The 24,524-nt window shown below is 60.7% G+C and carries 27 protein-coding genes; 21 read left to right on the top strand and 6 right to left on the bottom strand.

From position 1 onward, the window contains the following. Positions 1–15 precede the first annotated feature (15 nt). Entirely contained in the window at positions 16–606 is a 591-nt protein-coding gene (locus tag AC2CHD_RS12720) for a histidine phosphatase family protein (RefSeq protein WP_229447586.1), read from the top strand. A gap of 3 nt (positions 607–609) precedes the next feature. Here the strand turns inward: AC2CHD_RS12720 and AC2CHD_RS12725 are convergent, their stop codons facing one another. Next, positions 610–858 carry a DUF1344 domain-containing protein gene (locus AC2CHD_RS12725; protein WP_229447585.1) on the bottom strand — a complete coding sequence of 83 codons (249 nt, stop codon included), beginning with the start codon at positions 856–858 and terminating at the stop codon, positions 610–612. A gap of 200 nt (positions 859–1,058) precedes the next feature. Between AC2CHD_RS12725 and aroC the strand changes: the two genes are divergently transcribed. Together aroC and ribB are read left to right on the top strand one after the other, a co-directional pair. Continuing rightward, positions 1,059–2,159 carry a chorismate synthase gene (gene aroC / locus AC2CHD_RS12730; RefSeq protein ID WP_484553978.1) on the top strand — a complete coding sequence of 367 codons (1,101 nt, stop codon included), beginning with the start codon at positions 1,059–1,061 and terminating at the stop codon, positions 2,157–2,159. 12 nt (positions 2,160–2,171) lie between these two features. Beyond that, complete coding sequence (gene ribB, locus AC2CHD_RS12735; RefSeq protein WP_484553979.1) at positions 2,172–3,272, top strand: 3,4-dihydroxy-2-butanone-4-phosphate synthase; 1,101 nt, start codon at positions 2,172–2,174, stop codon at positions 3,270–3,272. Between the two features lie 54 nt (positions 3,273–3,326). Here ribB and AC2CHD_RS12740 read toward each other — a convergent pair whose 3' ends face one another. Continuing rightward, a complete protein-coding gene (locus AC2CHD_RS12740; protein ID WP_484553980.1) occupies positions 3,327–4,547 on the bottom strand; it encodes an MFS transporter in 1,221 nt (406 codons plus the stop codon). A 119-nt stretch (positions 4,548–4,666) separates the two neighbouring features. Between AC2CHD_RS12740 and AC2CHD_RS12745 the strand changes: the two genes are divergently transcribed. The 7 genes from AC2CHD_RS12745 to AC2CHD_RS12775 all read left to right on the top strand — a co-directional run bounded on the left by AC2CHD_RS12745 (position 4,667) and on the right by AC2CHD_RS12775 (position 11,692). Further along, positions 4,667–5,272, top strand: coding sequence for a TetR/AcrR family transcriptional regulator (locus AC2CHD_RS12745; RefSeq protein ID WP_229447581.1), 606 nt, complete (start codon positions 4,667–4,669; stop codon positions 5,270–5,272). Positions 5,273–5,322: 50 nt separating this feature from the next. Beyond that, positions 5,323–6,309 (top strand): hypothetical protein, encoded by a 987-nt coding sequence (locus AC2CHD_RS12750; RefSeq protein ID WP_484553981.1) that lies wholly within the window; start codon positions 5,323–5,325, stop codon positions 6,307–6,309. Positions 6,310–6,383: 74 nt separating this feature from the next. Next, a complete protein-coding gene (locus AC2CHD_RS12755) occupies positions 6,384–7,310 on the top strand; it encodes a histone deacetylase family protein (RefSeq protein WP_229447579.1) in 927 nt (308 codons plus the stop codon). A gap of 3 nt (positions 7,311–7,313) precedes the next feature. Then, the gene (locus AC2CHD_RS12760; RefSeq protein ID WP_229447578.1) at positions 7,314–7,565 is read left to right on the top strand and encodes an exodeoxyribonuclease VII small subunit; all 252 of its coding nucleotides are present in this window, start codon (positions 7,314–7,316) and stop codon (positions 7,563–7,565) included. Positions 7,566–7,757: 192 nt separating this feature from the next. Then, on the top strand, positions 7,758–9,674 hold the full coding sequence (dxs, locus tag AC2CHD_RS12765) for a 1-deoxy-D-xylulose-5-phosphate synthase (RefSeq protein ID WP_484554244.1): 1,917 nt from the start codon (positions 7,758–7,760) through the stop codon (positions 9,672–9,674). Positions 9,675–9,719: 45 nt separating this feature from the next. Further along, positions 9,720–10,454 (top strand): TlyA family RNA methyltransferase, encoded by a 735-nt coding sequence (locus tag AC2CHD_RS12770; protein WP_484553982.1) that lies wholly within the window; start codon positions 9,720–9,722, stop codon positions 10,452–10,454. Further along, positions 10,451–11,692: a class I SAM-dependent RNA methyltransferase gene (locus tag AC2CHD_RS12775; protein WP_484553983.1), complete on the top strand. Its 1,242-nt coding sequence runs from the start codon at positions 10,451–10,453 to the stop codon at positions 11,690–11,692. Before AC2CHD_RS12770 ends, AC2CHD_RS12775 begins: the two co-directional genes overlap by 4 nt. Here AC2CHD_RS12775 and AC2CHD_RS12780 read toward each other — a convergent pair whose 3' ends face one another. The 3 genes from AC2CHD_RS12780 to AC2CHD_RS12790 all read right to left on the bottom strand — a co-directional run bounded on the left by AC2CHD_RS12780 (position 11,693) and on the right by AC2CHD_RS12790 (position 14,366). Next, a complete protein-coding gene (locus AC2CHD_RS12780; protein ID WP_484553984.1) occupies positions 11,693–12,394 on the bottom strand; it encodes an NAD-dependent deacylase in 702 nt (233 codons plus the stop codon). Beyond that, positions 12,394–13,812: a metalloprotease TldD gene (gene tldD / locus AC2CHD_RS12785; RefSeq protein WP_484553985.1), complete on the bottom strand. Its 1,419-nt coding sequence runs from the start codon at positions 13,810–13,812 to the stop codon at positions 12,394–12,396. Before tldD ends, AC2CHD_RS12780 begins: the two co-directional genes overlap by 1 nt. A gap of 83 nt (positions 13,813–13,895) precedes the next feature. Then, entirely contained in the window at positions 13,896–14,366 is a 471-nt protein-coding gene (locus AC2CHD_RS12790) for an invasion associated locus B family protein (protein WP_484554245.1), read from the bottom strand. Between the two features lie 395 nt (positions 14,367–14,761). On the opposite strand from AC2CHD_RS12790, the gene coxB reads away from it, so the two are divergent. From coxB to rnhA, 11 genes are all read left to right on the top strand, one after another. After that, a complete protein-coding gene (gene coxB, locus AC2CHD_RS12795; RefSeq protein WP_484553986.1) occupies positions 14,762–15,622 on the top strand; it encodes a cytochrome c oxidase subunit II in 861 nt (286 codons plus the stop codon). Positions 15,623–15,660: 38 nt separating this feature from the next. Next, positions 15,661–17,313, top strand: coding sequence for a cytochrome c oxidase subunit I (gene ctaD, locus AC2CHD_RS12800; RefSeq protein ID WP_229447571.1), 1,653 nt, complete (start codon positions 15,661–15,663; stop codon positions 17,311–17,313). Positions 17,314–17,396: 83 nt separating this feature from the next. Continuing rightward, a complete protein-coding gene (locus AC2CHD_RS12805; protein WP_484553987.1) occupies positions 17,397–18,335 on the top strand; it encodes a heme o synthase in 939 nt (312 codons plus the stop codon). 6 nt (positions 18,336–18,341) lie between these two features. Then, the gene (locus AC2CHD_RS12810; RefSeq protein WP_484554256.1) at positions 18,342–18,500 is read left to right on the top strand and encodes a hypothetical protein; all 159 of its coding nucleotides are present in this window, start codon (positions 18,342–18,344) and stop codon (positions 18,498–18,500) included. Between the two features lie 8 nt (positions 18,501–18,508). Further along, a complete protein-coding gene (locus tag AC2CHD_RS12815) occupies positions 18,509–19,123 on the top strand; it encodes a cytochrome c oxidase assembly protein (RefSeq protein WP_484553988.1) in 615 nt (204 codons plus the stop codon). 1 nt (position 19,124) lies between these two features. Beyond that, positions 19,125–20,009: a cytochrome c oxidase subunit 3 gene (locus AC2CHD_RS12820; RefSeq protein ID WP_484553989.1), complete on the top strand. Its 885-nt coding sequence runs from the start codon at positions 19,125–19,127 to the stop codon at positions 20,007–20,009. Between the two features lie 215 nt (positions 20,010–20,224). Next, the gene (locus AC2CHD_RS12825; RefSeq protein WP_484553990.1) at positions 20,225–20,641 is read left to right on the top strand and encodes a DUF983 domain-containing protein; all 417 of its coding nucleotides are present in this window, start codon (positions 20,225–20,227) and stop codon (positions 20,639–20,641) included. Then, entirely contained in the window at positions 20,641–21,390 is a 750-nt protein-coding gene (locus AC2CHD_RS12830) for an SURF1 family protein (protein ID WP_229447565.1), read from the top strand. Before AC2CHD_RS12825 ends, AC2CHD_RS12830 begins: the two co-directional genes overlap by 1 nt. Before the next feature lie 76 nt (positions 21,391–21,466). Beyond that, positions 21,467–22,480 (top strand): 4-hydroxy-3-methylbut-2-enyl diphosphate reductase, encoded by a 1,014-nt coding sequence (gene ispH / locus AC2CHD_RS12835; protein ID WP_484553991.1) that lies wholly within the window; start codon positions 21,467–21,469, stop codon positions 22,478–22,480. Between the two features lie 2 nt (positions 22,481–22,482). Then, the gene (locus AC2CHD_RS12840) at positions 22,483–23,451 is read left to right on the top strand and encodes a homoserine kinase (RefSeq protein WP_484553992.1); all 969 of its coding nucleotides are present in this window, start codon (positions 22,483–22,485) and stop codon (positions 23,449–23,451) included. Next, positions 23,448–23,894 (top strand): ribonuclease HI, encoded by a 447-nt coding sequence (gene rnhA, locus AC2CHD_RS12845; RefSeq protein WP_229447562.1) that lies wholly within the window; start codon positions 23,448–23,450, stop codon positions 23,892–23,894. The genes AC2CHD_RS12840 and rnhA overlap by 4 nt, the downstream gene beginning before the upstream one ends. Positions 23,895–24,019: 125 nt before the next feature. On the opposite strand, the gene AC2CHD_RS12850 is transcribed toward rnhA, so the two are convergent. Next, on the bottom strand, positions 24,020–24,511 hold the full coding sequence (locus AC2CHD_RS12850; RefSeq protein WP_229447561.1) for a peroxiredoxin: 492 nt from the start codon (positions 24,509–24,511) through the stop codon (positions 24,020–24,022). Positions 24,512–24,524 lie beyond the last annotated feature (13 nt).

Raw genomic sequence — 24,524 nt, forward strand, 5'->3', positions numbered from 1 at the left:
CTACGAAGGCGCGTCGTGCTTCCATTATTGTATGTCATTCGCCATGGTCAGACCGAATGGAACGCCGAAGAGCGCCTCCAGGGTCAGGCCGATACGGACATAAATGCGGTTGGCCAGGTTCAGGCTGACCGCAATGGTATTCGCCTTGCCGATCTTCTGAACCATGATGCTGACGGCTTCGATTTTGTGGCGAGTCCATTGCGACGCACCCGCGAGACCATGGAGCGCGTGCGTGCAGGGCTCGGCCTGCCGCGGGAAGGCTATCGCACCGATCCACGCCTGATGGAGCTGAATTTCGGAGATTGGCAGGGATTTACCTACGCCGAGCTGGAAGCGGCCAATCCGGGATGCACCAGTGGCCGGTCAGAAGACAAGTGGGGTTTCGTGCCGCCCGGTGATGCTGCTGAAAGCTATGAGACGCTGGCTGAACGGGTGAAGCCTTGGCTGGACGAGGTGAATACCCCTACGGTGTGCGTGACGCATGGCGGGGTTATCCGGTCGCTCCTTTACCTGACGGGACACGCCTCCAGCGATGAGGCGGCGGCGCTTGCCATCCCTCAGGATAGAATTCTCCGATTTGAAAACGGTACGGCGGAGTGGCTTTAGCCCCTAATCCGGCAGGAGCATGTCTGTGATCTGCTTGACGCCATTGTCAACTTCCCGATAGGCCACGATCACGCTCATCCCCGGTTCGATGGCGGAGATGTCCATTTCGGACGGCAGTTTGTAGGTCTGCCCGTTGTCGAGCGTGATGGTCAGATTTTCCGGATCCACATTGGCGACCTTACCCTCGGTGTCCAGGGCGAAGGCGGAGGAAGCGAACATAAGTAAGCCCGTGACGGCGGCGAGAATGCGCATTCCATACCTCTCGGATTTCGACTGGTTATCCAGATCGTGTGGCGCAGATTCGATCCATTTCTTAAACCACCTAAATGTGTCAAAACTTGCGCATGTGGCAATCCGGTTTGACCACATTCGCAAAGGCCAATAGAAGCGGAGCGACCGGCCGGGAAAACTGCATCACGGCCGCGCTGTCTGATCTGTGAAAGCCTGCATTCATGTCTCACAATACCTTCGGTCATCTGTTTCGTGTCACCACCTGGGGCGAGAGCCATGGACCGGCTATCGGCTGTGTGGTCGACGGGTGCCCGCCCGGCATTCGTTTCACGCCTGCAGAGATACAGGCCGAACTGGACAGAAGACGGCCAGGCCAGTCGCGCTTCGTCACACAGCGGCGCGAGCCGGACGAAGTGAAGATCCTGTCAGGCGTGCTGCCGGACGAGGATGGCGAAACGCTGATCACCACCGGAACTCCGGTCTCCATGATGATCGAGAATGTCGATCAGCGCTCGAAGGACTATGGCGAGATCGCAAAGCGTTTTCGGCCGGGACATGCCGATTACACCTACGAGACCAAATATGGCCTGCGGGATTATCGCGGCGGCGGGCGCTCTTCTGCGCGCGAGACGGCAACGCGGGTTGCTGCCGGCGCGCTTGCCCGCAAGGTGGTGCCGGGCATGACCGTGCGTGCCGCTCTGGTCGCCATGGGCGAGAAGGAAATCGACCGGGCGAACTGGAGCTGGGATTTCATAGGTGACGCGGAAAACCCGTTTTTCACGCCGGATCCGAAATCCGTCCCGGTCTTTACGGAATATCTCGATGGCATTCGCAAGGCAGGCTCCTCGGTGGGGGCGGTCATTGAGGTGGTGGCGGAAGGTGTGCCGGCGGGGCTCGGTGCGCCGGTCTATGCCAAACTTGATCAGGATATCTGCGCGAACCTCATGTCGATCAATGCTGTGAAGGGCGTGGAGATCGGCAATGGTTTTGAGGCGGCCCGCATTGCCGGCGAGGAGAACGCTGACGAGATGCGCATGGGCAATGACGGAACCCCGCGTTTCCTGAGCAACAATGCCGGCGGCATTCTGGGCGGCATCTCAACCGGTGAGCCGATTGTTGCGCGCTTTGCGGTGAAGCCGACCTCGTCGATCCTGACGCCGCGCCAGAGCATCGACAAGGATGGCAATGAGGTCGACGTGATGACCAAGGGCAGGCACGACCCGTGTGTGGGCATTCGCGCCGTGCCGATTGCCGAAGCGATGGTTGCCTGCGCAATCGCCGATCACTATCTGCGCCACCGCGGCCAGACCGGCCGCATCTGACGGAGTTTGCTGATGCCCTATGATCAGAAGAAGGTCGTCGAAGCCCTTCGTGCCTTTGAAAAGGGCGAGATGGTTGTCGTCATGGATGATGACGGTCGTGAGAATGAGGGCGACATCATCGTTGCCGCCGTGCACTGCACGCCCGAGAAGATGGCGTTCATCGTGCGCCACACGTCGGGCATCGTCTGCGCCCCCATGCCCCATGGCGAGGCGAAGCGGCTGAACCTTGCACCCATGGTGGCCGAGAACGATGCGCCGCACGCGACGGCATTCACTGTCAGCGTCGATTTCAAACATGGCACCACGACCGGCATTTCGGCCGAAGACCGCACACTGACCGTCCGCAATCTGGCAAACCCCAATGTGGGCCCTGCCGATTTCGTGCGCCCCGGACACATCTTCCCGCTGGTCGCACGTGAGGGCGGTGTGCTGATGCGCTCGGGCCATACGGAAGCGGCCGTTGATCTTTGCAAGCTTGCCGGGCTGCCGCCCATCGGGGTTATCTGCGAGCTGGTGAATGATGACGGCACGGTGATGCGTGGACCGCAGGTTTCGGCTTTTGCCGAACAGCACGGGCTGATGCAGGTGTCGGTTGCCGATCTCATCGCCTATCGCCAGAGGCAGGAAACGCTGGTGGAGCGCGTGGCGAGTTTCGATATCGATACGCCGAGCGGTCCTGCCAAGGCCCATGCCTACACGCTTCCCTGGGAAGCGATGCAGCATGTGGCGATCGTCTTTGGCGATATCCGGGACGGGGTGGATATTCCTGTCCGGCTCCACACCGAGGACGTGGTAGCCGATGTTTTCGGCAAGGAAGAACGGCTGCGCGAAGCGATGAACCGCATGGCGGGACTTGGACGGGGCGTTCTGGTTTATCTGCGTGAAGGCTCCGTGGGTGTCGCCCATGAAAACCGGCGCCGTCCGGCGGGAAGCGACCGCGAGGACCATGACGAGGCCTTACGACGTGAGAGCGAGTGGCGCGAAATCGGACTTGGCGCACAGATCCTCAAAGATCTGGGTATTTCCTCCATCAAGCTGATGGCCTCGCGTGAGCGCCACTATGTCGGGCTTGAGGGTTTCGGCATAGAGATCGCCTCGACCGATATTGTTTGACCCCTGGGAGCCAGGCCCGACCTCTCCGGCCTGGCTCAAGATGAAGCCTGGGCTCTACTCCGCCGGCTGGAATGTTTCACGGGCTGCTGCCACGCGACGCTCTCCGGCGAGGCTCTTCTGACCAAGCAGCACGGTCAAAAGGGCAGAAAAGCCTGCAGCGACGGATACCCAGAAACCGTTTTGCGGCCCGAACGCATCAATCACCCAGCCGGCGACAAACGATCCGAGCGCCATACCGATCCCGATCCCGGTCATGACCCAGGTTATGCCTTCTGTCAGCATGGAAGGGGACACACGGCGCTCGATCACGCCAAATGCCGTGATGAAAGTGGGCGAGACGGCGAGGCCGCTGACAAAGACAGCCAGAGCGAGCAAGGCAACTGTGTTGGCGAAGAGAAGCGGAATTGTGGTGAAGGCGATCACGGCCACTGCAATGGCGAGCTGACGTTGGAGGGGCATTTTTAGGTTGAGGGCGCCAATGACGATTCCGATCAGAAACGAACCCACAGCGTAGACACCAATGACAAGACTGGCGGCACCGGGCTGGCCAAGAGCCTTGGTGATGGCCACGGAACTGACTTCGGCGGTGGCGAAGATGGCACCGACAAAGATCAGGGCAAGCGTGACGATTTGCACCGGGCGCAGGCGGATCGCGGAATGTGACGGACCGTCTTCGGCCGGGCGTATGCCTGGTTCTGTCGAGCGCTGCAACACGAAAGCCGCCGTTCCGAACGCCAGAAAGAGTGTGCTCGCCACCATGCCGGCTTCAGGAAAGAGCGAGACGCTCAATCCCACCGAAAGCGAGGCGCCGGCGATATAGACCAGTTCGTCGGCGACAGATTCGAAAGCGAAGGCGGTGTTGAGTTCGGGACGGTCGTGAAAGATCTCGGTCCATCTCGATCGCACCATGGCCGGGATGCTGGGCATGGTGGCTGCGGCGAGGGCGGCGGCAAACAGCGTCCACAGCGGCCAGTCACGATTGGCCGCGGTAATAAGCAGGAAAAATGCGATCACGGAGATGGCTGTGAACGGCGTCAATATGGCGCTTTGGCCACGCCGGTCCACGAGCCGCGAGATTTGCGGTGCAACGAAGGCATTGGTGAGGGCGAACGTGGCCGAGACTGCGCCGGCAAGCCAATATTCGCCGTGGGTTTGTGATAGCATGGCGACAATGCCGATGGGGGCCATGGCAATAGGCAATCGGGCGAAGAAACCGGCTGCGGCGAAGCCTTTGGAGCCCGGTGCCTTGAAAATCTGGCGATAGGGGTTGGCCATTGGAAAGATCCTTGATGCAGAAGCAGGGGTGTTTTACATACGCAGCGTATGTGGATCAGATAATGGCATACGCCTCGTATGTCAATTGATATACGTCGCGTATGTGAATGGAGGCTTGAATGGTGCATAAGCCGCGCAGTGAAATGATTGCCGAAACCAGAGCCAAACTGGTGGCTGCAGCGCGGGATGCCTTCGGCAGGGTTGGTTATGCGAATGCTTCGATGGATGATTTTACCGCAGGCGCAGGCCTGACGCGCGGCGCTCTCTACCACCATTTCGGCGGTAAAGAAGGGCTGTTCGAAGCCGTCATAATGCAGATCGATGGGGAGATGACCGAAAGGCTCAAGGGCGTTTCACAGCGTGCCAGCGACCCCTGGCAGGGCTTTGTGGACGAGTGTGTCGCCTATATCGAGATGGCTCTTGAGCCGGAGATCCAGCGCATCATGCTGCTCGACGGCCCGTCCGTGCTTGGCGATCCGTTCAACTGGCCCAATCAGCCGTCGTGCATACGTTCGCTGACGGCCAGTCTTCAGAGACTGGTGGAAGAAGGGCGGGCGGATGTGGCCGACCCCGAAGCGATGGCTCGGCTGGTGAGCGGAGCCAGTCTCCACGCATCCTTGTGGATTGCCAATTCGGATGACCCTGAGGCAACGTCGAAGCGTGCAGTTTCCGCCTTCAAGCGGCTGCTTGAAGGGCTTCGCTACCCAACGCCTACTCCAGGTTGACAATCCTGCGTCATCGGTCATGCTTCCGGCAACGTGCTGGGGGCTGTTTCATGTGGGATTTCGATATTGGCAGGACGCTCGCGATCATGGGTCGGACATGGCCCTTCATCGTGCTGCGCATGGTGGTCTATTTCGGTATTACCGTTGCCTATATCTTTGCTACGGGGACCGGGGCTGGGGTTGGTTATGGTGTAGGCCACATCTCCACGGACCCCGGCGGCCCCGGTACATTCGCGCTTTGGGGCGGGATTGTCGGATTTGGCCTGGTCTCCGCAATTGTCTACTGGATCCGCGAATACATCCTCTACATCGTCAAGGCCGGCCATATCGCCGTAATGGTGCATCTGATCGACGGGCGCGATGTGCCAGATGGCAAGAGCCAGATCACCTATGCACGCCAGGAAGTGACGGCACGTTTTGCCGAGGCCAATGTGCTTTTCGTTCTCGACCAGCTCGTAAAAGGCGTGATTCGCGTTTTGACCGGACTTCTGGGTGGGATTGCCGGCTTTCTGCCCATTCCAGGCCTCGACACGCTGATGCGTTTCGTCAACACGGTGATCCGCATTGCGCTTACTTATGTGGACGAGATCATTCTCGGCTATAATGTTCGCATCGGTTCAAGCACACCGTTCGAAACGGCTCGGCAGGGCGTGGTGCTCTATGCGCAGAATGGCAAGACCATGCTCAAGAATGCCGTCTGGCTGGCGCTCTTCATGTGGCTTCTGACCTTTGTTGTCTTCCTTGTCATGCTGGCACCGGCGGGCGCGATCCTTTATGCCATGCCGGGGCAATTGGCAGGATGGGCCTTTGTATTGGCGATCGTGTTTGCCTGGGCGGTAAAGGCGGCACTCATCGAGCCATTTGCCATTGCTGCGCTGATGTCCGTCTATTTCAAGGTTATCGAAGGACAGACACCCAATCGCGAGTGGGATGAGCGGCTGAGCAATGCATCCAAGCAATTCCGGGAACTGAAGGAACGGGCACTGGAGACGGTGGGCGTCCGCACTGGTGCGGCGTCTGCAAAACCAGCTGGGTGAAACCCTGTTGACATGGGCCCCACGCACCACTTCCCGTCATGGCCAAGCCATGGTTTGACCACTACACTTGGGGAATGAGAACCCGTTTCTACACCCATCCGATCTGCCGTGAGCACCTAACGCCGCCGGGCCACCCGGAGCGGCCCGACCGTCTGCGTGTGATCGTCGACCGGTTGGACGACGAGCCTTTCGCCTATCTCGAGCGGCTCGAAGCGCCTCGGGCTGATGAGCAGGTGGTGTTGCTGGCGCATCCCGTTGAACACCTTGAAAAGGTTAAAGCCAGCATACCGGATGAGGGGCTTGCGGTGATCGACGATGACACCACCGTGAGCCCGAAGAGCCTTGAAGCTGCTCTTACGGCCATTGGCGGTGCTGTGGCCGGTGTCGACGACGTGTTTTCCGGCGAGGCCGGGAACGTATTCGTCGCGGGGCGTCCTCCCGGCCATCATGCCGAGAAGAACCGGGCCATGGGCTTTTGCCTCTTCAACAATGCGGCCATCGCGGCCCGCCACGCGCAGAAGGAACACGGTGCAGAGCGCATCGCCATCGTCGACTGGGACGTGCATCACGGCAATGGAACCCAGGACATCTTCTGGGACGATCCGAGCGTTCTCTATTGCTCGACGCACCAGATGCCGCTTTACCCGGGCACAGGCGCAGCCCATGAGACGGGCGCCGGCAACATCGTCAACGCGCCGCTGCCCGCCGGTTCGGGTTCTGCGCCGTTTCGCGAGGCGTTCGATGAAAAGCTACTGCCAGCGATCGATCGGTTTTCACCGGATCTGATCATCATTTCTGCCGGTTTCGACGCACACCGGCGCGATCCGTTGGCTGAACTCAATCTGGAAGCCGAGGATTTCGACTGGGCGACCGGCGTTCTGATGGAACGGGCCGACCGTTTGTCACAGGGGCGCCTTGTCAGTCTGCTTGAAGGTGGGTACGACCTGCAGGGACTTTCCGTGTCGGTCGCTGCGCATGTCGGCCGTTTGTTGAAGGGGTGAGAGATGGCCGAAGAAGCCAACAACGACATCAAGAGCATGAGCTTCGAGCAGGCACTGGAAGCGCTGGAGAAGATCGTTGAGGATCTGGAGCGTGGCGATGTGCCCCTGGACCAGTCGATCAAGATCTATGAGCGGGGTGAGGCCCTGAAAAAGCACTGCGACCTGCTGCTGAAATCCGCTGAGGACAAGGTTGAGAAGATCCGCTTGTCGCGCGAGGGGCAGGCGGTTGGCAGTGAACCGCTCGACGAGGCCTGAGATCGACGAGGCCTGAGATCAGAGTAACTCCGAGCGCGGCAGCCTCTGTACATTTGTTTGTACGGAGGTTGTTTTGTATTCAAAAGTGGTGAGACCAAGTTTCAATGAAACTGTACTGTTTCATCTCATCGCGTTTACTTTGTGCAGCTGAAGCCCTATGTCGAAGTGATGCAAACAGCCGAGGTGACGCGCGTGAAATCGCCGCCCGACACTCCTCTCCTTGACGCGGTTGGCACGCCAGCCGATTTGAAAAAACTCTCGCAGGATGATCTCCCCCAGCTTGCCGACGAGCTGCGTGCGGAACTGATCGATGCGGTTTCGAAGACCGGTGGGCATCTTGGTGCCGGGCTCGGCGTGGTCGAACTGACCGTGGCGTTGCACTATGTGTTCGACACGCCGGACGACCGGCTGATCTGGGACGTGGGCCACCAGGCCTACCCGCACAAAATATTGACCGGCAGGCGCGCGCGCATCCGCACTCTGCGCCAGGAAGGCGGGCTCTATGGTTTCACAAAACGCTCCGAGAGCGAATACGACCCCTTCGGCACGGCCCACTCGTCGACTTCCATTTCGGCGGGCCTGGGCATGGCCGTCGCGCATCGGCTGAAATGCGAAAAGCGCAATGTTGTTGCGGTGATCGGCGACGGGGCCATGTCGGCCGGCATGGCCTATGAGGCGCTGAACAATGCGGGGGCGCTGGGCGAGCGGCTGATCGTCATTCTCAACGACAACGACATGTCCATTGCCCCGCCGCAGGGCGCGATGAGCGCCTATCTGGCCCGCCTTGCCTCGGGGCGCACCTATCAGGGTGTGCGCGACCTGGGCAAGAAGCTGACATCCTATCTGGGTGAAGGGATCGACCGCGCCATTACGCGCGCAGTGGAACATGCGCGCGGCTATGTGACGGGCGGCACGCTGTTTGAGGAGCTGGGCTTCTTTCACATCGGCCCGATCGACGGGCACAATCTAAAACATCTCGTTCCGGTTTTGAAAAACGTGCGCGACAACGGCACTGGACCGGTGCTCATCCATGTGGTGACGAAAAAGGGCAAGGGCTATCCGCCAGCCGAGGCCGCGGCCGACAAATATCACGGCGTGAACAGGTTTGACGTCATCACCGGCGCGCAGGCCAAGGCGCCTGCCAATGCGCCGAGCTACACCAAGGTTTTTGCCCAGTCGCTGGTTCAGGAAGCGCGCGAGGACGAGCGGATCGTCGCGGTAACGGCTGCGATGCCGTCGGGCACGGGGCTCGATCTGTTCGAGAAGGAGTTTCCGGAGCGCACCTTCGATGTGGGCATTGCCGAGCAGCACGCGGTGACATTCGCAGCCGGACTGGCCACCGAGGGCCTGCGCCCGTTTGCGGCGATATACTCGACCTTTCTGCAGCGCGGCTATGACCAGGTGGTGCATGACGTGGCGCTGCAGAACCTGCCAGTGCGTTTCGCCATCGACCGGGCGGGGTTTGTCGGCGCGGACGGCCCCACCCATTGTGGCGCTTTCGACATCACCTATCTGGCCAGCCTGCCGAATTTTGTCGTGATGGCAGCAAGCGACGAGGCGGAGCTGCGGCACATGGTGCGCACCGCCACCGAACATGATCAGGGCCCCATCGCCTTCCGCTATCCGCGTGGCAATGGCGTTGGTGTGGAGATGCCGGAACGCGGCGAGGTGTTGCAAATCGGCAAGGGGCGCGTGATACGCGAGGGCTCCAAAGTGGCGCTGCTGTCGCTCGGAAGCAGGCTTGAGGACTGTTTGAAGGCGGCGGACGAGCTGGATGCAGCAGGCCTTTCGACCACCGTGGCCGACGCGCGGTTTGCAAAGCCGCTTGACCGGGCGCTGATCCGGCGACTGGCGCTGGAGCATGAGGTGCTGATCACCATCGAAGAAGGCGCGATCGGCGGCTTCGGCTCGCACGTGCTCGACTTCATGGCGCATGAGGGCTTGCTTGAAAGCGGCGTGAAGGTGCGGCCGATGGCCATGCCCGACCGTTTCGTCAACCACGCAAAGCCCGAGCGCATGGTGGAGAATGCCGGGCTCGATGCGGGCGCGATTGTGCGCATGGTGTTTGCGGCATTGGGCCAGCGTGCGGAAAGCGCAGCGCGTGCCTGACCGCGTCCAGTCGAACCCGCAGAGAGCCCATCAAGAGATGGCCCGATGAGGCTCGACCAGTTTCTCGTGGATAGGGGCTTGTTTGCGAGCCGTGCGCGGGCGCGCGATGCAATCCTGCGCGGCACGGTGAAGGTGGACGGAACGCCGGCGAAAAAGCCCGGGCAGACGGTTACCCCTGCGGTCAAGATCGTGGTCGACGATCCGGCCAGCGCCTATGTGTCCCGCGCGGCGCTGAAACTGCTCCATGGTCTCGATATTTTCGGGTTCGATCCGACCGGTTGCCAGGCGCTCGATCTCGGGGCTTCAACGGGCGGGTTCACACAGGTGCTTCTGGAGCGCGGTGCCGTACATGTGACCGCCATCGACGTGGGCACGGGGCAGATGGATGCCCGCATAGCCGGCGATCCGCGCGTGACCTCGCTCGAAGGCGTGAACGCCCGCCATCTCACCCAGGATGAGTTGAATGGGCGCGTGCCGGACTTTCTGGTGTCGGATGTCAGTTTCATATCGCTCAAACTCGCATTGCCGCCGGCCCTTGCGCTGGCGGCAAAAGGGGCGTGTGGTATCTTTCTCGTGAAGCCGCAATTCGAGGCGGGCCGCGAGGCCATCGGCAAGGGCGGTTTGCTGCGCGATCCGGCGCAGGCCGACGAAATCGCCGCAGAACTGGAAAAATGGCTGGGGACGAATGCCGGCTGGCGGGCCGTGGGGCTTGCGCCGTCACCCATCGAAGGCGGAGACAGAAACCGCGAATTTCTACTGGCCGGACGCAAGGACCAATGAGCGAAACGCTGACGATCGATCATCTGGGAGCACAGGGCGATGGCGTTGCGCTTACGCCCACGGGACCTGCCTATGTGCCGTTTGCGCTTCCGGGCGAAGTGGTGGAAGCGGAACTGCGAAAGGGGCGCGCTGCAAAGACGGTTTTGCGCGAGGCCGCGCCCGAGCGTGTGGAGCCGGCATGCCGGCATTTTGGCGATTGCGGCGGCTGCGCGGTGCAGCACCTCGAGAGCGAAGCCTATCTCGCCTGGAAACGCGAGAAAGTGGTGAGCGCACTGGCAACACGCGGCATCAAGACCGAAGTGGATGAGACGCTTGCCTGCCCGCCGCATTCGCGCCGCCGAGTAACGTTTACCGCAAGGCGGTTGGGTTCGGAAGTTCTTCTGGGCTTCAATGCCGCGCAATCCCATCGCATCGTCGTGGTCGAGGAATGCCCGGTGGCAACACCCGGCATTGTTGCCGCGCTTGGGGATTTGCGGGTCCTCGCCAAGGCCATCGCGGCGACGCCGAAACCCTTTCACCTGACGGTTACGGAAACCCGCACCGGGCTCGACATTGCAGCGGTGGGCGCGGGACGGCTCGGCGAAAAACAGCGCCGGGCAGTGATCGATCTGGCGCTTGAAAAAGGATTTGCCCGGCTTTCGGCTGATGGCGAGATCATCGTGGAGGGCCAGAAGCCGAGCGTGATGTTCGGTGAGGTGCCGGTGGCCATTCCGCCGGCGGGTTTTCTGCAGGCCACGCTTGCCGCGGAAGAGGCGATGGCAGCGCTGGTGGGCCGCCATCTTGATGGGTGCAAGCATGTTGCCGACCTCTTCGCCGGCAGCGGCACATTCGCGCTGCGGCTGGCGCAGAAGGCACGGGTCTATGCGGCTGAAGGCGATGCGATTGCGCTTGCCACGCTCGATATTGCCGCAAGACAATGGCCCTCTTTGAAGCCGGTGACGGCGGAAAAACGCGATCTTTTTCATCGTCCACTGCTGGCGAAGGAACTGGCGCAGTTCGACGGGTTGGTGTTCGACCCGCCGCGCGCGGGGGCGGAGTTTCAATGCCGGCAGATTGCACGTTCCGATGTGAAACGGGTGGCTGCGGTTTCGTGCAATCCGGGCACGCTGGCGCGGGATCTGGCGATCCTCGTGGAAGGAGGCTATCGGCTCAGGCGCGTGGTACCGATCGACCAGTTTCTCTGGTCGCCGCATGTGGAAGCGGTGGCACTGCTGGAGAAGAAGCCGAAGCGGCGCTGATCAGCTTTTCAAGAGCATGTCGACATAGGAGGGCACAACACGGCTTGCCGGGCCGTGAATGGCCTCGTCGAAATCGTCGAACGTATCGGAAGGTTCGAGATTGAGTTCGATCGTATGTGCCCCATGGCGGCCGGCTTCCTGCACGAATTGTGCTGCCGGATAGACATTGCCGGACGTGCCTATGGAGATGAAGAGATCGGCAGAGCGCAGAGCGCCGTAGATGCGCTCCATCTGATAGGGCATTTCACCGAACCACACGACATCGGGGCGCAGGTGCCCAACCATGGCGCAGGCGGGGCAGGGGGAATCAAGGGACATATCGCCGTCCCATGGGCTGCGACCGCCGCAATGGGTGCAGAGTGCGCTTCGGTGTTCGCCATGCATATGGATGAGGTTTTTGGAGCCGGCGCGTTCGTGCAGGTCGTCGATATTCTGGGTGACGAGCAGCACATCGCCTGCAAAGTCGCGCTCCAGCCGGGCGAGTGCGCGGTGGGCTTCGTTGGGTTCCAGTTCAGCGATCCTGCGCCGGCGCATATTGTAGAATTCATGCACCAGGGCGGGATTGGCGGCGAAACCCTCCGGCGTTGCCACGTCACGGTAGTCGATCTTCGACCAAAGCCCGTTCTTGTCGCGGAAGGTGTCCACGCCCGATTCGGCAGAGACACCCGCGCCGGTCAGGATAACGATGCGCTGGAAGCCCATCAGGTCTGCGTGCCGCCGACGGTCATCTGGTCCATGCGCAGATGTGGCTGGCCGACGCCGACGGGCACGCCCTGGCCGGCCTTGCCGCACATGCCGATGCCATTGTCGAGGCTCATGTCGTTGCCGACCATGGAGACGCGGTGCATGGCATCTGGGCCATTGCCGATCAGCATGGCGCCCTTGATGGGTTGGGTGACCTTGCCGTCCTCGATCATATAGGCCTCGGTGCAGCCGAACACGAATTTGCCGGAGGTGATGTCCACCTGACCGCCGCCGAAGGACACGGCGTAAATGCCCTTCTTTACAGAGGCGATGATTTCTTCGGGCGTCCTGTCGCCGCCCGTCATGTAGGTGTTGGTCATGCGGGGCATGGGCTCATGCGCATAGGATTCGCGCCGACCGTTGCCAGTGGGGGCCATGCCCATCAGGCGGGCGTTCTGGCGGTCCTGCATATAGCCGACCAGCTTTCCGTCCTCGATCAGCACGTTGCGGCCCGACGGCGTGCCTTCATCGTCTATGGTGAGCGAACCGCGTCGCTCCGAGATGGTACCGTCATCCACAACGGTGACCCCCTTGGCGGCGACTTGCTCGCCCATCAGGCCGGCGAAGGCGGAGGTCTTCTTGCGGTTGAAGTCGCCTTCGAGACCATGTCCCACGGCCTCATGCAACATCACGCCCGGCCAGCCATTGGCGAGCACGATATCGAAGGTGCCGGCAGGCGCGGGTACGGCTTCAAGGTTGACAAGAGCCTGGCGCAGCGCCTCGCTCGCGGCGAACTGCCAGGAATCCTCGGCCAGAAACTCGCCAAAACTCTTGCGTCCGCCCATGCCATAGGAGCCGGTTTCCTGCCGGTCGCCATCGCCGACCATGACCGAGACATTGACGCGCACAAGCGGGCGGATGTCGCGGGCGATCTGGCCGTCGGCACGCACGATTTCCACATGCTGCCATGAGGCGGCTAGCGAGGCTGTGACCTGCCGTACGCGCGGGTCTTTCGCACGAAGCCAGCCATCGATTTCCTGCAGGAGCTTCGCTTTTTCCTCAAAGCCCGGCGAGGTGATCGGGTTCTCGTCTCCATAAAGACGCTGATTCGTGCCGGCGGGAGCCGTGGCGAGATTTCCCGAATATCCGTCCTTGACGGTGGAAACGGCGTCGGCGGCACGGCGCAGCGAGGCTTCGGACAACTCGCTGGAGTGGGCATAGCCCGACGCTTCACCGGCAACGGCGCGCAGGCCAAAACCCTGATCGGTGTTGAAGCTCGCGGTCTTCAGGCGCCCATCGTCGAAAACAAGCGCTTCCCCTTCCCTGTATTCAAGGAAGAGTTCTCCGTCATCCGCGCCACGGATCGTGTCGGCAAGGAGCGTCTTCAGGCGATCGGGCGAGCAGTCGAAGGCGTCGAGAAGCGATTTGGCAGTCATGAACAATATCCTGTCGAAACTCCCTTTCATTTAAGGGAGCACGGGCACGCAATCCAGTGCGGCTTGGACAGGAAGTTCCGCGATTAGCGGGGCAGGGCTTCGAAACCTTCAGCAAAACCGTTGAGATCAACGGGGATGCCAATGCCTTCTTCCGGGGTCTGGAAGACGATGAACGTCGCGGACTGGCCGGTCTTGAAAGTTTCCACAAGCTGATCCTCAAGGATCACCTCGGCGTAGCAGCCATCCTGGAAACAGCGCACGAAGTAGGCCCGACCGATATCCTTGCCGTCCACGTTGAGGCCGAGGCCATTTGGCAAGAGCACACCGAGCGGAGCCAGAACACGCAGGATTTCCGCCTTTCCGTCGGCGGTGCGAAGCACGACGACTGAAAGCCCCATTTCTGGCCGGTCTTCGGCAACGACATTCTGCATCATCGCGCATTGTTCGCTGGAGGCGCCGGCGGGTGTGTCGCAAAGGATGGACCAGGCGCCATGAGTCGAGCGAACCGTGCCGCTCTGCTGCGCGTGCGCGCCCAGGACGGGGAAAACGGTCATCGCGAGCGCTGCAGCGGCGCATTTGAGGAAGGACGTGCTCATGGTTCCTGGCTCCCGTACGAATCAGGGCAATTTATCCTGCGATTGCAGTTGGCGAAAAGGGAGGGCTTCGGCAAAAGATTGGGAAAACCCGATTACGCGAAAACAATAATGACATTTGCGGGCAATTCCGACGGAAATGGGACGCCCGGGCGTTTTGTGCTATTGCACTTTCAACGTGGACGGCAGTATGAGCCTGCCGAAGGGGCGCAAAAATGCCGCACGTCGCATCCAACGCCTTCCTTGCGGTTCAAATGAGAGTATGGTTTGAACGCGCCTATAAAAAGCCAGAATTCCCTTTGCGGCAAAACCGGACGTTCCGGCTTGCCGTGTCGCCACGGGAGATGACGAGGGTTATGAAGAATATCGCTGTTGGCCTTGCCACTCTGCCGTTTCTCGCCACGGGCGCCGTTGCTGCGCAACCTGAGCCTTGGCAGATGCGCTTTCAACCGGCCGCAACCGGCATCATGCACGAGATCACCTGGTTCGAGGAATACACTTTGTGGTTCATCGTGCCGATCACCATTCTGGTGATGGCCTTGCTGGCCTGGTGCATCCTGCGTTTCCGCGCAAAGGCAAATCCCACGCCGTCGCGCACCAGCCACAACACACTGATCGAAGTCATCTGGACCGTTGGTCCGGTGGTCGTGCTGCTGTTCCTGGCGGTGCCGTCGTTCCAGCTTCTGACGGCGCAGTACACGCCCGAGGAGGAACCAGCCCTCACCATCAAGGCCACGGGTGTGCAGTGGTACTGGGACTACGAATACCAGCTTGAAGAGCCCGTTTCCTTCAGCTCTCTCATGCTCAAGGAAGACGAACGCGCCGATGCCGGTAAGGAAGACAAATCCGTCTATCCGCGTCTTCTGGCCGTGGATAATGAAGTCGTTGTTCCCGTCGACACCACCGTGCGCGTCCTCGTGACGGCCAGCGACGTGATACACGCGTTTGCCATGCCGGCTTTCGGCGTCAAGGTCGACGCCGTTCCCGGCCGCATCAACGAGACCTGGTTCAAGGCCGAGAAGGAAGGCCTTTATTACGGCCAGTGCTCGGAACTTTGTGGCAAGGATCACGCCTTTATGCCGATTGCCATCCGCGTTGTGGCTCAAGACCAATATGACACCTGGATTGCAGCCGCCGGTGAAGACCTCGCCGGCGCCAACAAGGCTTTGATGGCCGCAATCGAGGGCAATACGAAAGTTGCGTCTGCTGGCGAATGAGCCGGCTGACGTCTAGAGAGGAAATGGAGCGGTAGGAAATGGCAGGCGCTACAACCCATGACGCCCATGGCGATCACAAGCCAACCGGATGGACCCGGTGGGTTTATTCCACCAACCACAAGGACATCGGCACGCTCTACCTGATCTTCGCAATTTGTGCGGGCATCATCGGCGGCTTCCTGTCCGTCATGATGCGCTGGGAGCTTGCGGAGCCCGGTATCCAGATTTTCCATGGCCTTGCCGCCATGGTCTACGGTTTCGAGGGCGATGCAGCCATCGATGCCGGCAAGCACATGTTCAACGTGTTCACGACGGCGCACGGCCTTATCATGATCTTCTTCATGGTCATGCCCGCGCTGATCGGCGGCTTCGCAAACTGGATGGTGCCGATCATGATCGGCGCGCCGGACATGGCGTTCCCACGTATGAACAACATTTCGTTCTGGCTGCTCCCGCCGGCATTCATCCTTTTGCTCATGTCGCTCTTCGTTCAGGGCCCGGCCGGTGCCTATGGTACGGGCGGTGGCTGGACGATCTACCCACCGCTTTCGACGTCCGGTCAGCCTGGTCCCGCAATGGATCTCGCCATCCTCTCGATTCACGTCGCCGGTGCCTCGTCGATCCTCGGTGCGATCAACTTCATCACCACGATCTTCAACATGCGCGCTCCGGGCATGACGCTGCACAAGATGCCGCTGTTTGCCTGGTCTGTGCTGATCACCGCGTTCCTTCTGCTCCTGTCGCTTCCGGTTCTGGCCGGCGGCATCACGATGCTTCTGACCGACCGCAACTTCGGCACGACATTCTTTGCGCCTGAAGGCGGCGGCGACCCGATCCTGTTCCAGCATCTGTTCTGGTTCTTCGGTCACCCGGAAGTGTACATTCTGATTCTGCCGGGTTTCGGCATTGTCAGTCACATTGTCTCGACCTTCTCGAGAAAGCCGATCTTCGGTTATCTCGGCATGGCCTACGCCATGGTCGCCATTGGCGCCGTCGGCTTCATCGTGTGGGCGCACCACATGTACACGACCGGCCTGTCGCTCGACACGCAGCGTTACTTCGTGTTCGCAACGATGGTGATCGCGGTTCCGACGGGCGTGAAGATCTTCTCGTGGATCGCCACCATGTGGGGCGGTTCCATTGAGTTCCGCACGCCGATGATCTGGGCCATCGCCTTCATCTTCCTGTTCACCGTTGGCGGTGTGACGGGCGTGCAGCTTGCCAATGCCGGTCTCGACCGCGCCATGCACGACACCTACTACGTGGTTGCACACTTCCACTACGTGCTGTCCATGGGTGCCGTGTTCGCGATCTTCGCGGCCTGGTACTACTGGTTCCCGAAGATGACCGGCTACATGTACAACTCGTTCATCGCCCGCGTTCACTTCTGGATCACCTTCATCGGCGTGAACGTCATCTTCTTCCCGCAGCACTTCCTGGGTCTGGCCGGCATGCCGCGCCGCTATATTGACTATCCGGATGCGTTTGCCGGGTGGAATATGGTGTCGTCCTACGGCTCCTATCTCGCGGCCATCGGTGTGCTGGTGTTCCTGTTCGGTGTCTTCGAGGCATTCGCCAAGAAGCGTCCGGCTGGCGCCAACCCATGGGGCGAGGGTGCGACGACCCTCGAGTGGCAGCTTTCTTCGCCGCCGCCTTTCCACCAGTGGGAACAGCTGCCGAAGATCCGCTGATCGCAGGCAAATTCAAAGCGTGAAGGTTGCGCGGCCCGTCTTCGAATGTGCCGCGCAGCCGATTAACAGAACGAAGGCACACCATGGCGTTGGTTGATCAGGAGCATATGGACGATACGGGGCTGCGCCTTTCCGAGGCCGCACCCGGCGATTTCATTGCGCTTTTGAAGCCGCGCGTGATGTCGCTTGTCGTCTTTACGGCTTTTGTGGGCATGGTGATGGCACCTGGGGTGCCGAACCCGCTGCTCGCCATGATCTCCATCGCGGCCATCGCCGTTGGTGCGGGCGCCTCGGGCGCGCTCAACATGTGGTATGACGCCGATATCGATGCGGTGATGGGGCGCACGGCCCGCCGGCCCGTTCCGGCCGGTCGCGTCACGCCGGGCGAGGCGCTTGGCTTCGGTCTGGTGCTCTCGGCGTTTTCCGTGGCCACACTCGGCCTGATGGCCAACTGGACGGCCGCAGCGCTGCTGGCCTTCACGATTTTCTTCTACGCCGTCATCTACACGATGTGGCTCAAGCGCTCGACGCCGCAGAACATCGTCATTGGCGGTGCCGCGGGCGCGCTGCCGCCGGTCGTTGGATGGGCCGCGGTCACCGGCACGGTGAGCATGGAAAGCCTCGTGCTCTTCCTCATCATCTTCCTGTGGACGCCGCCGCACTTCTGGGCGCTGGCGCTTTTCAAATCGGGCGATTACGAACGCGCGGGCATTCCTATGCTGCCCAATGTCGCCGGACATGCCACGACCAAGAAGCAGATTTTCATCTATGCGCTGCTTCTCGCCGCAAGCGGTATCCTGCCGGTGGTGGCAGGTTTTGCGAGCTTTGCCTTTGGAGCCGTCGCCGCGATCCTGGGCGTCGGCTTCATATGGTATTCCTGGCAGGTGCTGCGCATGCCGGAAAGCGATATGAGCATGAAACCCGCCAAGGCGCTTTTCGGCTATTCGTTGCTCTATCTGTTCGTCCTGTTCACGGCGCTTCTCGCCGACCGGCTGCTTGCCAGCCTTGGTTTGGTTTCTTGAGGTGAGATGATGGACAAAGACCTTCTCAAACCGACTGAAGCGCAGCTGAAGGCCCGCCGCAAGCGCAACATCGCCCTTGCCATCGCGCTCGCTGTCTTCGTTGTACTCGTCTATGTCGGCAGCCTGGCCAAGCTCGGGCCGGGCCTGTTCGAGCGCGCGATGTGAGGTTTGACATGAGTGGCAAGCCGGAAAACCGGAAAGAGACAGCAGGGCATCGAAATCGCAATGCAGCGATCCTTTGCGTTGCCGTGGTGGGCGGCATGGTGGGCATGGCCTACGCAGCCGTACCGCTCTACCAGCTCTTCTGCCAGGTGACGGGTTATGGCGGTACGACGCAGCGTGTCGAACAGTATTCCGATACGATTCTGGACCAGACCATCACTGTCCGGTTTGACGCCAATACGAACGGGGTGCCTTGGGAGTTCCAGCCGAAACAGCGTGAAGTGACGCTGCGTCTGGGCGAGACGAAGCAGATTTCCTACGTTTCACGGAACCTTTCCAACGTGCCCACGTCGGGCACGGCGACGTTCAACGTGTCGCCGGCGCGGGCCGGCGCCTATTTCAACAAGGTCGAGTGCTTCTGCTTCACGGAACAGGAGTTGCAACCGGGACAATCCTATGACATGCCGGTCGTGTTCTTTGTCGACCCGGAGATCGTCAAGGTGCCTGAATTGAAGAACCTGAAAACGATTACGCTTTCCTACACATTCTTCCCGCTTGAGAAGAAGGCGCCGGTGGCTGCCGCGCCCAAGACCAACACCAATCAGAACGAGAATCTCGGGGGCTGACATGGCCGACGCGCACGCAAAACATCACGACTATCACATCATCGACCCGAGCCCATGGCCGTTCCTTGGCTCGCTTGGCGCTCTGGTCATGTCCATTGGCGGCATTGCCTGGATGAAGGCGCTCAACGGCTCGGAGTTCACCATTTTCGGTGTGGACCTCGCCGCGACCAATTTCTGGCTTTTCCTGATCGGCCTCTTCCTGGTGCTTTTCACCATGTATTCCTGGTGGGCCGACACCATTCGCGAGGGGCATGAGGGACACCACACCCGGGTCGTTTCGCTCCATCTGCGCTACGGCATGATCATGTTCATCGCCTCGGAGCTGATGTTCTTCGTGGCGTGGTTCTGGGCGTTCTTTGATGCCAGCCTCTTCCCAGGCGAGGCGGTGCAGGCAACGCGCGCCGAATTCACCGGAGGCGTGTGGCCGCCGGCAGGCGTCGAGGTTCTCGATCCCTTCCACCTGCCGCTCTACAACACGATCATCCTGCTCTTGTCCGGAACGACGGTCACCTGGGCGCACCATGCGCTGCTTGAAGACGACCGCAAGGGCCTCGTGTGGGGATTGGCTCTGACCGTGGCGCTCGGCGTGCTGTTCTCCTTTGTTCAGGCTTATGAGTACATGCATGCACCGTTCGCCTTCTCCGATTCGATCTATGGTGCGACCTTCTACATGGCGACCGGTTTCCACGGCTTCCACGTGTTCGTCGGCACCATCTTCCTTCTGGTCTGCCTGCTGCGCGCCATGGCTGGTGACTTCACGCCGAAGCATCATTTCGGTTTCGAGGCGGCTGCATGGTACTGGCACTTCGTTGACGTGGTGTGGCTCTTCCTCTTCACCTTCGTCTATGTTTGGGCCTCTGCGGGCGCGACGATTGCACACGGCTGACAAGGCAGTGTGAGAATGCGAAAGGCGGCTGGGGAAACCCGGCCGCTTTCTTTTTTGGCCAAGTCACGTTCTTTTTTGGGACGCATTCTCGTCCTATCCGTGGGCTGCGTCATGAGGCGGTGTCGACCGGGCTGGCGCTGCCATGCTAGAGCGCACGGACATGCAACCAGCCGGGCAGTATATCTTTCCCTGGTTTGACGCGGGATTGAAACGACATGACCGAGCGACAGAACAACACACAAGCTGACGAGCCTGTCGTCGATCAGGCGATCTGGCCGCCGGTTGATCCGGTCAGCGCCGGGCTTGGCGGTCGTTGCCCGCGCTGCGGGGAAGGGCGGCTCTTTGCCGGTTTTCTGAGCGTGGGACGAGGATGCCACAATTGCCGGCTGGACTATAGCTTTGCCGATGCCGGCGACGGACCGGCAGTGTTCGTTATCCTGATCATCGGTTTTCTGGTCGTGGGGCTGGCTCTGTGGATGGAAGTGTCCCTCGGACCTGCGCTCTGGGTTCACTTTCTCCTCTGGATCCCGCTTGCGCTTGTTCTTTGCCTCACGGCTCTCCGCCTCATGAAGGGCCTGCTGATAGCGCTGCAATATCGCAACAAGGCGGAGCAAGGAGAGCTCGAACGATAATGGCCGTAACTGAAATGAAATCCCCCCGATCGAGCCTTACCTGGCTGCTGCTGCTTCTCAGCCTTGTAGTGCTTGCCTGCCTTCTGGCGCTCGGGACCTGGCAGGTACAGCGGCTTCAATGGAAAGAGGCGTTGCTTGCGCAGATCGAGGCGCGCATCAACGCAGAGCCCGCGGATCTCGCCAGCATCGAGCGTGTCTATGCGGAGACCGGCGATGTGGAATATCGGCCCGTGCGCGTTGCGGGGGCGTTTCGGCATGCGGGCGAACGACACTATTTCGCGACCTGGAAGGGGCAGTCGGGCTATTTCGTCCACACACCGCTCAGGCTCGAGGACGGGCGATTCATCTTCGTCAATCGCGGGTTCGTGCCTTTCGACCGCAAGGAGGCGGAAATGCGCGCTGAAGGGCAGATCGTTGGCGGCGTGCGCATCAGCGGTCTTGCGCGCAACGGACTTGAGGAGAAGCCGTCCTTCATCGTTCCTGACAATGATATCAGCAAAAACATCTTCTATTGGAAGGATATCGAAACGATGGCACGCACGGCGGGACTGCCTGACACGGCGCGGGTGCTGCCATTCTATGTCGATGCCGACGACGCGCCCAATCCCGGTGGATTGCCTGTGGGCGGCGTGACGCGTATCGATCTGCCGAACAGCCATTTGCAGTATGCGATTACCTGGTATGGGCTCGCCCTGGCGCTATGCGGGGTGCTCTTCGTCTGGTGGCGAAGAAACCGGCGGAGCGTCTGATCGCGTTGTTTGGCTCCGGGGCCTTGACATTGAGGGCCCCACACCCCCAATTCCGGCATCAGCAAGGGGACAAGAGATGACGGCTGCCGACATGACAAGACAGAAGCTGACGGTACGGCTTTGCGGGCCTCGCGGTTTCTGTGCAGGCGTTGACCGCGCCATTCAGATCGTTGTGCTGGCGTTGAAAAAATACGGCGCGCCGGTCTATGTGCGCCACGAGATTGTTCACAATCGTTATGTTGTTGAGGGGCTGCAGGAGCGCGGCGCCGTCTTCATCGAGGAACTGAGCGAAATTCCCGAAGATCATCGCGATTGCCCGGTGGTATTCTCCGCGCATGGTGTGCCGAAATCGGTGCCGGCGGATGCGCAGAACCGCAACCTCTTCTATCTGGATGCGACCTGCCCGCTGGTCTCAAAGGTTCACAAACAGGCCATGCGCCACCACCGGCTGGGCCGGCATGTTCTTCTCATTGGCCATGCGGGCCATCCCGAGGTGATCGGCACGATGGGGCAATTGCCCGAAGGCACGGTGACCCTGGTGGAGACGGTGGAAGGCGCCAACGCGCTTGTACGGCCAGATGGCGCGGAACTGGGCTTTGTCAGCCAGACCACGCTCTCGGTGGAGGACACGGCAGACATTCTCAAGGCGCTGGAAGACCGATTTCCGGACCTGCATGCACCGGCAGCCGAATCCATCTGCTATGCCACCACCAACCGGCAGGAGGCTGTGAAGAAGGCGGCACCCGGCTCGGATCTTTTCCTCGTGGTCGGTGCTCCCAACTCATCGAACTCGCGCCGTCTGGTGGAGGTTGCGGAGCGGGCAGGGGCGAAGCGATCCCTGCTTGTTCAGCGGGCTTCTGAAATCCCCTGGGACGAGGTGGACGGCATTCGCGTCCTCGGACTTTCGGCCGGTGCCTCGGCGCCCGAAATCATTGTCAACGAGATCATCGATGCGTTCCGCGAGCGCTTCGACGTGACGGTGGAGCTCGCGATCACCGCCGAGGAAACCGAGAATTTCCCCGTCATGCGCGCGATCCGCGACGTCGAACTGACCAGCGCCGACATGGCCTTTGTGAACGGCAACGCATAAGCATGGCAGTCTATACGGATATTTCCGAGGTCGAGCTGGCCGCGTTCCTGAAGGAATATGATGTAGGTGACCTGAGGTCCTACAAGGGCATCGCCGAGGGCACGGAAAATTCCAACTACCTGCTTCACACGTCCACGGCAGCCTACATCCTGACCCTCTATGAACAGCGCGTGGAACGCTCCGACCTGCCGTTCTTTCTGGGGCTGATGGAGCACCTGGCGCAGCATGGCGTGAACTGTCCGCTTCCTGTGCGGCGCCTGGATGGAGCCATGGTAAGCGAAATCGCCGACCGTCCGGCTGCACTGATCACGTTTCTGGAAGGTATGTGGCTGAGAAAGCCAGCGCCCCGTCATTGTCGCGAGGTGGGCAGGGCCATGGCGAGCATGCATCTGGCTGCCCGCGATTTTGCGCTGACGCGAGCGAATGCGCTGACCCTTGGCGACTGGCGGCCGCTCTGGGAAAAGGCGAAGCCGCGGGCGGACGAGGTGGAAGCGGGACTGGAGGCGGAAGTCGAGGCTGATCTGGCGGCGCTGAGTGACGGCTGGCCTTCGGATCTGCCGACCGGCGTTATCCATGCCGATCTCTTCCCTGACAATGTCTTCTTCCTCGGTGACAAGGTATCGGGGATCATCGATTTCTATTTCGCCTGCAACGATCTCCTGGCGTATGACATTGCCACCGGCCTCAATGCCTGGTGTTTCGAAAAAGACGGTTCCTACAATCTGACCAAGGGCACGGCGTTGCTGGAGGGCTATCAGTCGGTTCGTCCTCTGGAAGCGGAGGAGATCGAGGCGTTGCCGCTACTGGCGCGAGGTTCGGCGCTGCGCTTCATGCTGACCCGGCTCTATGACTGGCTGACCATTGCCGACGGAGCGCTGGTGAACAAGCGCGATCCCATGGAGTATGTGCGACGTCTGCGTTTTCACCGGCAGATCGGATCGGCATCTGAATATGGGATCGGCATAAAGTGACAAGTGTGGAAATCTTTACTGACGGAGCCTGTTCGGGCAATCCGGGCCCCGGTGGCTGGGGCGCGCTGCTGCGCCACAACGGCGTGGAGAAGGAGCTTTCTGGCGGAGAGGCCGAAACCACAAACAACCGGATGGAATTGAAGGCCGCCATCGAAGCGCTCAACGCGCTGAAACGGCCTTGCGACGTGGATCTCTACACCGACAGCGTCTATGTCCGCGATGGCATTTCCGGCTGGATCGAGGGCTGGAAACGCAATGGCTGGAAAACGGCTGCCAAGAAGCCGGTGAAAAATGCCGAACTCTGGCAGGCGTTGGACGAGGCCCGAAAGCGCCACAAGATCAACTGGCACTGGGTCAAGGGCCATGCTGGTCATCCCGAAAACGAGCGGGCTGACGCATTGGCGCGTGCGGGCATGGAGCCTTTCAAGAAAAAGCGGCGGTAACGCGCGATACCAAGGTGAAAACCGATGTGCCGCGGCGTTACCCCGAGCCGGGATGACAAACATCCCCGGGGTGACCCCGAGGATGGCAACACATTGGATCGCGATGTGCAGGGAAGGCGCGTGTCTCAGCCCTGAAGTTGCTCGAGGATGCGGGCGGCGCCGCTCGTTTCAGCCTGACCCGGATTTTCCTCGACGTTGATTGCACGAATGACACCGTCGTCCACGATCATCGAATAGCGTTTCGACCGGTGTCCAAGCCCGGCGACGGAGAGGTCCGCATCAAGCCCGAGCGCGCGGGTGAAGTCACCATTGCCATCGGCGATAAAGGTGATCTTGTCTTCTGCGCCGGTAAAGCCTGCCCAGGCCTTCATCACAAAAGCGTCGTTCACGGAAACGACCGCAATGTCGTCTGCGCCGCGCGCACGGATCGCATCACCATTCTCTACGAAACCCGGTAGATGGCTGTTGCTGCAGGTCGGGGTGAAGGCTCCCGGCACTCCAAACATAACCACTTTGCGACCTGCAAAAAAATCGGGCGCTGCCACTTCGTTTGCGCCTTCGGCGCTGACTTTCTTGAAGGACGCATCGGGAATGCGGTCACCGACGGTAATTTTCATCAGAGGCTCCTGG

The organism is Nitratireductor sp. ATLC21, assembly GCF_057196525.1.

Bases quoted from the DNA above. Each gene is read 5' to 3' on its own strand.
- AC2CHD_RS12725 (WP_229447585.1), bottom strand. From the start codon at position 858: ATGCGCATTCTCGCCGCCGTCACGGGCTTACTTATGTTCGCTTCCTCC.
- aroC (WP_484553978.1), top strand. From the start codon at position 1,059: ATGTCTCACAATACCTTCGGTCATCTGTTTCGTGTCACCACCTGGGGC.
- ribB (WP_484553979.1), top strand. From the start codon at position 2,172: ATGCCCTATGATCAGAAGAAGGTCGTCGAAGCCCTTCGTGCCTTTGAA.
- AC2CHD_RS12740 (WP_484553980.1), bottom strand. From the start codon at position 4,547: ATGGCCAACCCCTATCGCCAGATTTTCAAGGCACCGGGCTCCAAAGGC.
- AC2CHD_RS12745 (WP_229447581.1), top strand. From the start codon at position 4,667: ATGGTGCATAAGCCGCGCAGTGAAATGATTGCCGAAACCAGAGCCAAA.
- AC2CHD_RS12750 (WP_484553981.1), top strand. From the start codon at position 5,323: ATGTGGGATTTCGATATTGGCAGGACGCTCGCGATCATGGGTCGGACA.
- AC2CHD_RS12755 (WP_229447579.1), top strand. From the start codon at position 6,384: ATGAGAACCCGTTTCTACACCCATCCGATCTGCCGTGAGCACCTAACG.
- AC2CHD_RS12760 (WP_229447578.1), top strand. From the start codon at position 7,314: ATGGCCGAAGAAGCCAACAACGACATCAAGAGCATGAGCTTCGAGCAG.
- AC2CHD_RS12770 (WP_484553982.1), top strand. From the start codon at position 9,720: ATGAGGCTCGACCAGTTTCTCGTGGATAGGGGCTTGTTTGCGAGCCGT.
- AC2CHD_RS12775 (WP_484553983.1), top strand. From the start codon at position 10,451: ATGAGCGAAACGCTGACGATCGATCATCTGGGAGCACAGGGCGATGGC.
- AC2CHD_RS12780 (WP_484553984.1), bottom strand. From the start codon at position 12,394: ATGGGCTTCCAGCGCATCGTTATCCTGACCGGCGCGGGTGTCTCTGCC.
- tldD (WP_484553985.1), bottom strand. From the start codon at position 13,812: ATGACTGCCAAATCGCTTCTCGACGCCTTCGACTGCTCGCCCGATCGC.
- AC2CHD_RS12790 (WP_484554245.1), bottom strand. From the start codon at position 14,366: ATGACCGTTTTCCCCGTCCTGGGCGCGCACGCGCAGCAGAGCGGCACG.
- coxB (WP_484553986.1), top strand. From the start codon at position 14,762: ATGAAGAATATCGCTGTTGGCCTTGCCACTCTGCCGTTTCTCGCCACG.
- ctaD (WP_229447571.1), top strand. From the start codon at position 15,661: ATGGCAGGCGCTACAACCCATGACGCCCATGGCGATCACAAGCCAACC.
- AC2CHD_RS12805 (WP_484553987.1), top strand. From the start codon at position 17,397: ATGGCGTTGGTTGATCAGGAGCATATGGACGATACGGGGCTGCGCCTT.
- AC2CHD_RS12810 (WP_484554256.1), top strand. From the start codon at position 18,342: ATGATGGACAAAGACCTTCTCAAACCGACTGAAGCGCAGCTGAAGGCC.
- AC2CHD_RS12815 (WP_484553988.1), top strand. From the start codon at position 18,509: ATGAGTGGCAAGCCGGAAAACCGGAAAGAGACAGCAGGGCATCGAAAT.
- AC2CHD_RS12820 (WP_484553989.1), top strand. From the start codon at position 19,125: ATGGCCGACGCGCACGCAAAACATCACGACTATCACATCATCGACCCG.
- AC2CHD_RS12825 (WP_484553990.1), top strand. From the start codon at position 20,225: ATGACCGAGCGACAGAACAACACACAAGCTGACGAGCCTGTCGTCGAT.
- AC2CHD_RS12830 (WP_229447565.1), top strand. From the start codon at position 20,641: ATGGCCGTAACTGAAATGAAATCCCCCCGATCGAGCCTTACCTGGCTG.
- ispH (WP_484553991.1), top strand. From the start codon at position 21,467: ATGACGGCTGCCGACATGACAAGACAGAAGCTGACGGTACGGCTTTGC.
- AC2CHD_RS12840 (WP_484553992.1), top strand. From the start codon at position 22,483: ATGGCAGTCTATACGGATATTTCCGAGGTCGAGCTGGCCGCGTTCCTG.
- AC2CHD_RS12850 (WP_229447561.1), bottom strand. From the start codon at position 24,511: ATGAAAATTACCGTCGGTGACCGCATTCCCGATGCGTCCTTCAAGAAA.